11 protein-coding genes and 4 pseudogenes are annotated in these 9635 nt (G+C 68.8%); 10 read left to right on the top strand and 5 right to left on the bottom strand.

Features of this window, described 5'->3' with window-relative positions:
• The 4 genes and pseudogenes from ABZ621_RS36480 to ABZ621_RS36465 form a co-directional block, all read left to right on the top strand.
• A partial coding sequence (locus ABZ621_RS36480; RefSeq protein WP_360611307.1) for a transposase occupies nucleotides 1-270 on the top strand: 270 nt, incomplete at its 5' end.
• A 188-nt stretch (nucleotides 271-458) separates the two neighbouring features.
• Nucleotides 459-724, top strand: a pseudogene (locus tag ABZ621_RS36475) (transposase family protein); the annotation flags it as partial.
• 207 nt (nucleotides 725-931) lie between these two features.
• Nucleotides 932-1033: pseudogene (locus ABZ621_RS36470) on the top strand (transcriptional regulator); the annotation flags it as partial.
• A gap of 124 nt (nucleotides 1034-1157) precedes the next feature.
• The gene (locus ABZ621_RS36465) at nucleotides 1158-1667 is read left to right on the top strand and encodes a serine/threonine-protein kinase (RefSeq protein WP_360611305.1); all 510 of its coding nucleotides are present in this window, start codon (nucleotides 1158-1160) and stop codon (nucleotides 1665-1667) included.
• On the opposite strand, the gene ABZ621_RS36460 is transcribed toward ABZ621_RS36465, so the two are convergent.
• On the bottom strand, nucleotides 1658-1789 hold the full coding sequence (locus tag ABZ621_RS36460) for a hypothetical protein (protein WP_360611303.1): 132 nt from the start codon (nucleotides 1787-1789) through the stop codon (nucleotides 1658-1660). The two genes, ABZ621_RS36465 and ABZ621_RS36460, sit on opposite strands and share 10 nt — an antisense overlap.
• 4 nt (nucleotides 1790-1793) lie before the next feature.
• On the opposite strand from ABZ621_RS36460, the pseudogene ABZ621_RS36455 reads away from it, so the two are divergent.
• The 4 genes and pseudogenes from ABZ621_RS36455 to ABZ621_RS36440 form a co-directional block, all read left to right on the top strand.
• Nucleotides 1794-1922 (top strand): annotated as a pseudogene (locus tag ABZ621_RS36455) (IS110 family transposase); the annotation flags it as partial.
• A 70-nt stretch (nucleotides 1923-1992) separates the two neighbouring features.
• The gene (locus ABZ621_RS36450; RefSeq protein WP_360611301.1) at nucleotides 1993-2247 is read left to right on the top strand and encodes a hypothetical protein; all 255 of its coding nucleotides are present in this window, start codon (nucleotides 1993-1995) and stop codon (nucleotides 2245-2247) included.
• A gap of 1055 nt (nucleotides 2248-3302) precedes the next feature.
• Entirely contained in the window at nucleotides 3303-3773 is a 471-nt protein-coding gene (locus ABZ621_RS36445) for a hypothetical protein (protein ID WP_360611299.1), read from the top strand.
• A gap of 116 nt (nucleotides 3774-3889) precedes the next feature.
• Nucleotides 3890-4636, top strand: a complete 747-nt coding sequence (locus ABZ621_RS36440) for a hypothetical protein (RefSeq protein WP_360611297.1) — start codon at nucleotides 3890-3892, stop codon at nucleotides 4634-4636.
• Between the two features lie 169 nt (nucleotides 4637-4805).
• Here ABZ621_RS36440 and ABZ621_RS36435 read toward each other — a convergent pair whose 3' ends face one another.
• The 3 genes from ABZ621_RS36435 to ABZ621_RS36425 all read right to left on the bottom strand — a co-directional run bounded on the left by ABZ621_RS36435 (nucleotide 4806) and on the right by ABZ621_RS36425 (nucleotide 7462).
• Nucleotides 4806-5060 carry a hypothetical protein gene (locus ABZ621_RS36435; protein ID WP_360611295.1) on the bottom strand — a complete coding sequence of 85 codons (255 nt, stop codon included), beginning with the start codon at nucleotides 5058-5060 and terminating at the stop codon, nucleotides 4806-4808.
• Nucleotides 5061-5747: 687 nt separating this feature from the next.
• On the bottom strand, nucleotides 5748-6404 hold the full coding sequence (locus ABZ621_RS36430) for a hypothetical protein (protein ID WP_360611313.1): 657 nt from the start codon (nucleotides 6402-6404) through the stop codon (nucleotides 5748-5750).
• A gap of 455 nt (nucleotides 6405-6859) precedes the next feature.
• On the bottom strand, nucleotides 6860-7462 hold the full coding sequence (locus tag ABZ621_RS36425) for a hypothetical protein (protein WP_360611294.1): 603 nt from the start codon (nucleotides 7460-7462) through the stop codon (nucleotides 6860-6862).
• A gap of 467 nt (nucleotides 7463-7929) precedes the next feature.
• On the opposite strand from ABZ621_RS36425, the gene ABZ621_RS36420 reads away from it, so the two are divergent.
• Nucleotides 7930-8607, top strand: a complete 678-nt coding sequence (locus ABZ621_RS36420; RefSeq protein WP_360611292.1) for a class I SAM-dependent methyltransferase — start codon at nucleotides 7930-7932, stop codon at nucleotides 8605-8607.
• Between the two features lie 101 nt (nucleotides 8608-8708).
• Here ABZ621_RS36420 and ABZ621_RS36415 read toward each other — a convergent pair whose 3' ends face one another.
• Nucleotides 8709-9515: an IS5 family transposase gene (locus ABZ621_RS36415; protein ID WP_360611311.1), complete on the bottom strand. Its 807-nt coding sequence runs from the start codon at nucleotides 9513-9515 to the stop codon at nucleotides 8709-8711.
• Nucleotides 9516-9557: 42 nt separating this feature from the next.
• Between ABZ621_RS36415 and ABZ621_RS36410 the strand changes: the two are divergent.
• Nucleotides 9558-9635: pseudogene (locus tag ABZ621_RS36410) on the top strand (GntR family transcriptional regulator); the annotation flags it as partial.

Below are 9635 nucleotides of genomic sequence, written 5' to 3'. Positions count from 1 at the left end.
GCCCTGCTCGGCGACAAGGGCTACGACTCCGACCCCAACCGCCGTGCACTGCGCAAGCGCCGGATCCTGCCGGTGATCTCCCGCAGGGGTGCCCCGAACATCGAGGGCCTGGGCAAGCTCCGCTATGTGGTGGAGCAGACCTTCGCCCTGCTCCACCAGTTCAAACGCCTCGCTGTCCGCTGGGAACGTCGCACCGAACTACACGACGCCTTCATCTCCCTGGCCTGCAGCCTCATCTGCTGGAGACGTCTCAAGAAGCACAACTCATGATCGTGTTACGAGCTCCAAGGACCTTCAGCGTGGTTACCTATCGGGTGACCGCCAGGGGCGGATAGCAGGCGAGACCTTCGGATGGTGGTTCGAGATGCCTGACGTCTCAACCGCTCCGATCGGAAGCCTCGTCGGTCATCCAATCTGCCGCACTCGACCTGCCACACGCCCTCGCGGAGTGGGTCACGATGCTGATCGCCACCAGTGAGGATGACCGCCGGCGCAAACCGTGACCCGCGCGACGCGCCATCATCGCCCTCGTCCACCTGCGCGAGCACACCACCTACGCGAAGCTCGCCGCAGACTTCCGCTTCAGCGAAGGCACCGCCCACGCCTACGCCCAGAGCGTGATCAAACTCCTCGCCCCGAGAGCACCCTCCCTCACGCATGCACTGCGCCGAGCACGTCCCGAGTACCTCTTGGTGGACGGCACATCGCCGAGTGCGACCGGGTCGAACGCTGACCACACCCCCGGTCAGATGAACGAACAGCCGTCCGCGGCCGGGAGGGCTTCGCACGTGCCCCGTTCAGTCGCCCGATCGGGTGACCGGCCCGGAGATCCCCGACGGCATAGGCGCTGGGGGCGTCCTGCCCGAAGGCGTGCCGGGCCTCGGTGGTGGGACCGTCGTGAGGCCCTGCTCCGAGCCGATGTCGGCCCTGTCTGCGGGGGTCGGCGCCGTACCCCGGCCTGCGCCGCGAGGAAGTCGTCAGGCCGGCGAACATCTCCGCCGCCTCCTATGAACGCCTCGAGCAGGCACGCGGAGTCAACCCCTCCGAAGCGCTGATCGGCTCCCTCGCCCGCGTCCTGCGGCTGTCCACCGACGGACTCGGCTGGCCGGCCGCACCCTGGCCGACCGGCTCCGTGCCGAGGGGCCGCCCGCGCCGGGGTGGCGGCGCGGATCGGTGCGCAGGTGTGCCGGGCGCTCGTCGTGGCGCACCACGCGGGAATCGTGCACCGGGACATCAAGCCGGCGAACGTGTTCGTGACGGACGAAGGCCTGGTGAAGGTGCTCGACTTCGGCATCGCGACCTTCGCCGGTCTGACGGCGCAGAGGCTGACGCGGGCCGGGGAAGGGCCGGCCGGTTCGCTGCCTTCCATGGCACCGGAGCGCTTCCGTGAGGGGGACGAACGCCCGGAGAATCCACGCGGCGACCTCTACGCCGTGGGGTGCGTACTGTACGAACTCATCACCGGGACCATTCGTCACCCGCTCGGCGCCGGCTCTCATCCACCACCACCTCTACGAGAACCCCGCCGACTCGCAGCCCTCTGGCCCGCCGTACCGGCGGAACTCGCGCGCCTGGTCCACGCCTTGTTCGCCGTGGACCCCGAGGAGTGTCCGGACGCGGCAACGGCCGCGGCGCGGCTGGTACGTGTGGTGGCGGGTCAGAACTGATCGACCTCGGTGGTCATGGCGGCCATGTGGGCGACGACGGCGGGGACGTCGGCTCCGTAGTCCTGGAGGTGTGCGGCGATGTCGACTTCCCAGTCGTGCGTCTTGCCGGCGGTATGGGGCATGGCGAGGAGGACCGACCAGGGAAAGCGACACACCCAGGCACCCCTCTGCCTGGCCAGACACCGGGTCGACGTCCTGTTCGCCGCGCTCCGAGACGGCACCCTCTACGAATCCCGGCCTGCGGCCGCGACGTGAGCCTGCCCCTTGTCCACCGGCAGCGGCCGTGGTCCGCTCTCTGCCCATGGGCAGAGACACCTCCGAACACATGAAGACCATCGACCGCTGGCTCGCCGGCGAAGTGGTCAACAACACCGTCGGCATCAAGGTCGTCGGCGGCCCGTTCGACGGCCGCACCAAAATCGTCCTTCTCGGTCCGGACGGGACGCCGCCTACCCCCATACACGCGTCCGGCGGGCCGGCCGGCACGACTCGTCATGCCTACGACGCGGTCCGATCTACCGACACCCGAGCAGGTTGGCTCTACGCCTACACCGGACCTGCCCCAGTGACCAAGAGCTGATGCACGGCTTCGAACCCGCTCGACCGAACACATCGGACCCCGGCGCAGGCCAGGAGCAGTGCGCAGCAACTTTCACGGATACAGACAAACGCCTGTCCCTCCCCCGCCGGCCGGGAACAACCACCCAAGCGACCGAACCCCGAACACGCCCGCGGACACAGTGAGCAGACCCAGCGATCGGTAGCCGTCCCGGTGAGCCTGGAATCACCCCCGCAGGAGGGAACAGGGCGGGCTGGGTACCCGCCGGCCTCCGGCTTCGGTCCATCCCCGCGCGCGCAGGAGCAGGACTGCCGGTCGGGGCTCAGGTCGTCGCCCATGGGTCCATCCCCGCAGGCGCGGGGAGCAGGGGCAGAACACGACTTTCAGAAGGGCGCGGTGGGGTCCATCCCCGCAGGCGCGGGGAGCAGTCTTCCTGACCTGCCGTTCTACCCGACGACGGCCGCCATCAAGCAACTTTCACCGAACCAGACAAAACACCCACCCCTCCCGCTGACACAGAACAGCGACCCAAGCGACCAACAACCCAAACAACCCTCACACACGCGAGGGAAGCACCGCGGCGGGTGGGCGAGGGCGGGGCTGGCGGGGCCATCCCCACGCGAGCGAGAAACAGAGCGCCGAGACCTGGAGCCGGGTGAGCTGCTGGGGGCCTCCCCGCGCGAGCGAGGAGCAGTAGGGGCCGTTCTGGAGCAGCAGGTCGCGGCCGGGTCCATCCCCGCGGGCGCGGGAGGGTGTAGTCGGAGCCATCCCCACGCACGCAAAGAGCAGTCGCCCTCCATTACCGCGGACCCACCCGTCATGAGGACCATCCCCCGCAAACACGGAAGCAGGTAACGTCACACAGGACGGAACAACCGCCGGCCCCGGTCGGCCGCCCGGCTCGAAGAACAAGCGGCCCGCCGCCCGCCACGAGGTCGGCAGGATCCTGGCCACCGGCAAGACATACGCTCGGCCCGCCCCTCACAAGAAGGGCACCGAGCCCCGAAGGACAAGCCCGGCTCCAGCGGGCACAAACACAGTGGCCACGTCGCCGCCAGCCACCCGATGATCCATCCATGAGAGTCGTCGTCCAGAGGGTACGCACATCGTGGACCAAGGCGTCACGGGGCAGCACCGGGGCCACGGTACGCAACGCCGCCCCGATCGCGTTCAGCCTGCCCACCGGTCTGACATCGGCACTGCACGACGTCTCCATGCAGGAGTCGGACTCCTTCGTGCCGCACATGAGCGTGCGGGATCTGTCGGATCCCGGGCTGGTACTCAAGGAGTCGGACGGGCTGCTGCGAGTGCACCGGCCGGAAACAACGATCTTCAGCATGCCCCAGCGCAACCGGCGCCCACCAGCGCTCCGACTCACTCCTGGGCAATGGCTGCAATGGCAGATCAACTACCGGTTCGTGAACACGTGGGGTGGGCCTTGGTCCTACCGGCTCGACACGTTCAACGTCGCCTACTGCCCAGCGTCACCCGACGTCTTCCTGGGCACCCCGGCGCACCACGTCGACGAACGAGCACCTCTCCGCTGAACCACCGGCAGTGGGAATCAAGCACACGTGGCGCAAGTCTGCCGACAGCTGACTAAACGACAGCTCAGGGCCAGCCCCGAGGGTACGGGCAGCAGGGCCTGGTCTAGTTTTGGCCTGTGAACCACAGCAGTTCCACGGCCGCGGCGCCCCGAGAGCCGGACGTGCCGCCCTACCAGGTAGTCCTGGCGGAGACTGACTGGGGTTCGCTCCAGACCGCTTTCGGGAACGGTGAGCACCTTCCCGAAGTCCTGGCACGGCTGCTGGAGCCTGATCCCAAGGTGCAGGTCACCGCCTTGTCGGAACTGACCGAGTTGGTCTGCCACCAGAACACCATCTACGAAGCCACCCCTCCCGTCGCCATGTACATCGCCGGGATCCTCACCCACCCGGCGGCCATGACCCTCCGGCCGTATCGCAACGTCCCCATCCGCGCGACATTGCTGACCTGGCTGGCTTCCACGGCCTACGACGCCTCCGACGAGATCGTCGACCGCACCGGGCAATACTTTCCTGGCTTCCTCACCCACGACAGCCCCCTGAGGGTCTTCCGGGACCTGCGCCCGACGCTCTACCGAGCCGTCGCGCCCTACCTGCAGGACCATCACGAGGACGCACGCGAAGCAGCCGGCCTCACCGCGCTCATCCTCGCCGAACACCCCGCCCTCGCCCAGCACCGCGACCACCTCGCCGTGCACGCACACCGCATCCTGGACACCAGCAGCAACGACCCTAACCGGCGCGTTGCCTGGAAGGTCCTCGAAGCATGGGGCCACGACGTCACCGACATCAACCCTTTCCAGGAGGAGCCCTGGGACTGCGGGCCACACAGCGACGGCCACAGCAATCTCACACCCCCCTTCTGACCGGCAGACCAACAGCCCAACACCCCTGAGACATGTGACCGGCCGAACATTGCGCGGATTCGCCGATTCGCCGATTGCAGCAGCCCCCGCCGGTTCGGCGGCGGCCCAGCGGCCACGATCCCTTCGGTCAGGACCATGACGGTCTCATGACTGGTTCAGGAGACAGCTCCTAGCTCTGGGGCGGGGGCAGGGGCGCCGCCGGGGTGGGCAAGTGGGCGGGTACCTGGGCCGGGGGAACGAGGTACGCCACGATGATCATCCCGAGGGTGGCGATCGCGATGAACGCTCCGCCGCCGGCGCCCACGGCCACCAGGGCTCTGGCGCCGAGGGCGGCCGTGACGATCCCCGCCCCGAGGCCGATGACGACGGCGAGGAGGACGGCGATGACGACGGCGACGATCCGGACAGCCTGACGGGTGAGCACGGTGGGATCCTTTCGGGCCGGAACGGGTGGCACCGGGGCGGTTCGATCGGTAGAGGAGCAGACACGGGCGGCCAGCGTCTCGGACTGGCGCCGACCGGGCGGGGCGGACAGTGCCCGTGCCCGACAACCGGCGCCAGAGGGCGTCCAGGAGTTCGCCCCAGGTCTCGTCGTCGTCCCGGACGCCGGCCGTCCGCAGGCAGACGGCGTTCAGGAGCTGGTCCGTGGCGAGTCCGCCGCCCTCCCGGCCGCGCTCCACGAACGCCTGGAGCATGGCCGTGTGACGGCCGTCCTGGTCCCGGAAGCGGTCAGCGAGCTGGTCCTCGCGCGGCGGGGAGACGTCCAGCCGGACGCAGCGCCGGAGGAAGGCAGCGGGGAAATGCCCCTCGCCGTTGCTGGTGATCACGACGAAAGGAAAGACCCGGCACCGCACCCGCCCGTCGGTCACCGGGGCCGTGCCGTCCGGGGCGCCGGTGAACACCCGGGCCCGGCCCTCCTGGTGACGGGCCCGGACCAGCTCAGGGATCGCGCAGGAGCCGTTCTCCAGGACGTGCAGGAGGCCGTCGGGCAGGCCGATGTCGCTCTTGTCCAGCTCGTCGATGAGCAGGATGTCGCCGAGGCGGATGTCGGCCAGCGGCCGGCCGGTGCCCCGGTAGATCCACCAGCTGCGGCTGCTGACGTGCCCTCCGTTCAGGCCGCTCTCGACCGGATGATGGACACCGCTCGTGTTTCCCCCTCGTCGTCGTGTCCGCCGCGCGCGCTCCCCGCGGCCAGCCTGGGCGCCCCGGACCAGTCGACGAGGCGGTTGGAGTCGTCGAAGAGGACGGCGAGGTGCCGCCCCGGGTGGACGTCCCGCTGCCTCGCGGCGGCGGTGGCGGCCTCGCTCCGCAGCTCCTGGGCACGCTGCGGGAGTTCGACGGCCTTTCCCTTCAGGAGCTTCCTGGCCCGGCGGCGGAAGTCCGGGGACAGCGCGGGACTGCGGTCCCACACGGCCAGCGGCACGCCCACGCGCAGCGCGGTTCCAGGAGGGCGCGGCTGTCGCCCTCGCCCCGCCACGGGGGACGTCGAAACCGACGGAGGCGAGGCCTTCGCCGGGGGCGAGCCTGCCGCTCCAGCGGACGGCATCGTGGTCGCGCCGGCCCATGGTGTCCCAGTGGCAGACGGTGTCGGGGACGTCGAGCATCCGCTGCCAGCGGTTGTGCCACTGCCGGTGGTGCCGGGGGCCCGCATCCGGTCCAGGCCGCGCAGAACCACCAGTAGGCGAGCCAGAGGGGGAGTGAGGCCCGAGCCGGAAGCGAACCACTCCACGGGGTGGTTGAGCAGATGTAAGGGGAGGAAGAACTCCAGGACGGGGCATGCGGGGAGCAGCCCTCACCCCACCGTGGCCAACGTGCTGCGGGGACCATCCCGCGGGGGCGGGACACTGCCTGGGCGCCGCTAGAGGGTCGGAGGCCGGCCGGGAGCGTCCCCCACATCCACGGGGAGCAGTCGGCCCTCCAAGTCACAGGGCCCAGGGGACCATCCCCACGCACGCGGGAAGCAGACGCCCGCGGACCCGAGCCACCAGAGCTGCGGGTGCCAGCGCCGCTGGCACCCGGTGCACCTTGGGACCCTCCACACCGAACGCAGAGAGCAGGTTCCCGAGCAGGTCGCCGAGCTGCGCGAACGCGGGGCCATCCCCGAAAGCGCGGGGAGCAGTAGTTGTCGGCCCACGATCCATGACGGTGAGCAGCGAGACCCACAGCATCGTCTGCCTGCGCGCAACGGTGGGCAGGCGCGGGGCGCCGTCGCCCGTGGTTTCGTCAGTTGGAGGGCGTGGCGTCCTCGGACACCCGGACCTTCTTGACGCAGGCATCGTCGTAGGCGTTGAGACTCAGCGTTCGGTTGTCGGAGAAGAGGCGGTACTCCATGACTACGGTCCAGCCACGCTTCTTGAACACCGCCTCCACCACGTCGACCGTTCCGTCCGGCGCCTTTCGCTCATTGCGCTGGTTGGCCTCGGTCCACCCACGGCCGGTCAACGCGGCCGCCAGGGCATTGGTCCGCTCCACATCCAGCGTGGAGGCGGCCGTGTCGAACCCCTTGTAGGTGACAGCACACCCAGCCAGCGGGTACTCGGATGACTCCGGCATCGAGACCGCTTCCGGATCGCTCGGCGGCGCCCCAACGTCCCTGGTCACGCCATCGAGAACCAGACGCATCTTGGCCTTGGTGATCGGACCGGAATCCTCCGGCCTCGCGGTAACCGGGGCGGAGGGAGTAGAGGACACCCCGCTCACATCCCGACCGGCACCATCGCCCCCGCAACCGGCCACCCCCATCGTCACTGCCGCCATAAAGACGACAGCCCACCCCACCCTGTTCACACGCATCCCCTTCAGCACACGGGAGACGAACACTCCCATGATCGGAAGGAGTGTGACACGAAGCCCCGACACCAGAGAATGCAGGTTCTCCTCACCTACCCGACGCACGCACGGCGTCCACTCTGCGGGCACCCACGACGGAGACCTGAAGCCGGATCCAACCCCGCACGCGCAGGGAGCAGTCCTCCAGGATCTTCTTCGCGACCTTGACCTGGGGTCCATCCCCGCAGGCGCGGGGAGCAGTTCGTACTGTTCAGTGCCATGGGGACGCCGTTGGGAACATCCCCGCCCGAGCGGGGAACAGACGAGGCCCGTGCACTGCTGGACACCCGGAGCGGGATCATCCCCGCGCACGTGGGGAGCAGTCCCTGAGTACCTGTTTCTGAACCTCTGCGGCGAGATTCTGAGCGGGAGCATCGGGCCAGGCTCGTGTTCTTGGGAGCGAGCCGAGGACGGACATGCCCCCAGTAGGGCACGGCTGTTTCGTGGAACTACGGTGGCTGGCTATGAACTCTGAAGACTGGTTGGCAGACACCCAGGCGTCCTACGACACCGTCGCCGCCACCTACGCGGATCAGGTGCGCAACCTCCTGGATGAAACGCCCTACGAACGTGCGGTCCTGGAGCTGTTTGCCGGCCTGGTGAACACCGCAGGCGGAGGACCGGTTGCTGATGTGGGTTGTGGACCGGGGAGGATCACGGCCTACCTGCGTGGACTGGGCATGGACGTGTTCGGAATCGACCTGTCGCCCGCGATGATTGAGATAGCTCGGCGTGAGCACTCCGGTCTCCGGTTTGAGGTCGGTTCCATGACGGAGCTTGGCCTCACCGACGCCTCGTTGGCCGGCCTGGTCGCGTGGTACTCACTGATCCACGTCCCCGACGATGAGATCAGCTCTGTTTTCACGCACTTCCGGCGAGTGCTGCGGCCAGGTGGGCCGCTGCTGCTCGGCTTCCATGTCGGTGACGAGTCGAGGCTGAAGACGGAGGGCTACGGCGGCCACCCGATGAAGGTCTACGTCCACCTGCGTCAGCCTGACCAACTGGCCGCATGGCTCAACGATGCAGGCTTCACGGTCGAGGCACAGATGACTCTCACCTCAGCGGAGAGTCCGCTCGGAGGGATTCTCTTCGCGCGTCGCCAGCCGGATACTCAGGAAGGTCCGGGCAGTGAGAAGTCCTGACCTGGGCTGTCGTGAACGAGGCAGGAGCGGGGTGACGGTCGCCCGGGCGACCGTCAGTCTCGTTCGCCCTCGCGGGAGGTCGCTTGTCTGGTCCTTCGGGACTACCTGCGGGTGATTCGCCTGGTCATGAGCGTGATCGCGGCCCAGGTGATCAGCGATTCCGAGTGCTGGATAAGCCGTTCGTAGTCGCGGGCGTGTCGGCGGGCGTGCATGATCCAGGCCAGCGACCGCTCGACGACCCAGCGGCGGGGCAGGATGACGAACCCGACGACTCCTTTGGGCCGGCTGACGGTCTTGAGCGTGAGATTCAGGTGCTTCTTCGCCCAGGTCACGAGCTGTCCGGCATAGCCGGAGTCCGCCCAGACGATGGTGATCTCGGGGTGCATGAGACGGAGCCGGAAGAGGACTTCCTTGGCCGCATCGCGGTCGGTCATGTCGGCGGGGGTGACCATGACGAACAGCGGCAAGCCCTTGGTATCCACGACCAGGTGCCGTTTGCGGCCATTGATTTTCTTCGCTCCGTCGTAGCCCCGTGAGTCCTTGCCGACGGTCTCCGCGGCTTTCACGGACTGGGAGTCGATGACGGTGGCGACAGCGCCGGGGGCCCGGCCCATCTCGCGGCGGATGCGCTTGCGGAGCTGATCGCGGATCTGTCCGACGATGCCAGCCGCTGCCCAGCGGGCCATGAAGCCGTAGCAGGGCCGCCAGGGCGGGAAGTCCCTGGGCAGGGCCCGCCACTTGCAGCCGGTGTCGACGACGTACCGGATCGCGTCGACGATCTCGCGGCGAGGGTGCTTCTCCGGGCGTCCGCCCCTGCGGCTCTCGCAGGCCGGTGGCGGCAGCAGCGGTTCGATCAGGGCCCACTCGTCGTCGAAGGTGTCGGAGGGGTAGCAGCGGCGGCGGGCCAACGGTCCCTCCCTGGAGACGGGGCGGGGCCGGCCGCTTCGCGGGTGACGGCCCAGTACGCGGCGGTCCGCGCGACCGTCAACGACCTGCTCGACCGCATCCCGCTCCTGGTCCGCAACCTG

This window comes from Streptomyces sp. NPDC007863, assembly GCF_040633895.1.
Classification (GTDB): domain Bacteria; phylum Actinomycetota; class Actinomycetes; order Streptomycetales; family Streptomycetaceae; genus Streptomyces.
Note: the sequence above shows the minus strand (reverse complement) of the source record. Positions and strands in the feature narration are given on the sequence as shown.

What these genes read in the sequence shown, in the direction of transcription:
- ABZ621_RS36425 (WP_360611294.1), bottom strand. Translation starts at nt 7,462, where the DNA reads ATGGGAGTGTTCGTCTCCCGTGTGCTGAAGGGGATGCGTGTGAACAGG.
- ABZ621_RS36445 (WP_360611299.1), top strand. Translation starts at nt 3,303, where the DNA reads ATGAGAGTCGTCGTCCAGAGGGTACGCACATCGTGGACCAAGGCGTCA.
- ABZ621_RS36450 (WP_360611301.1), top strand. Translation starts at nt 1,993, where the DNA reads ATGAAGACCATCGACCGCTGGCTCGCCGGCGAAGTGGTCAACAACACC.
- ABZ621_RS36420 (WP_360611292.1), top strand. Translation starts at nt 7,930, where the DNA reads ATGAACTCTGAAGACTGGTTGGCAGACACCCAGGCGTCCTACGACACC.
- ABZ621_RS36460 (WP_360611303.1), bottom strand. Translation starts at nt 1,789, where the DNA reads ATGCCCCATACCGCCGGCAAGACGCACGACTGGGAAGTCGACATCGCC.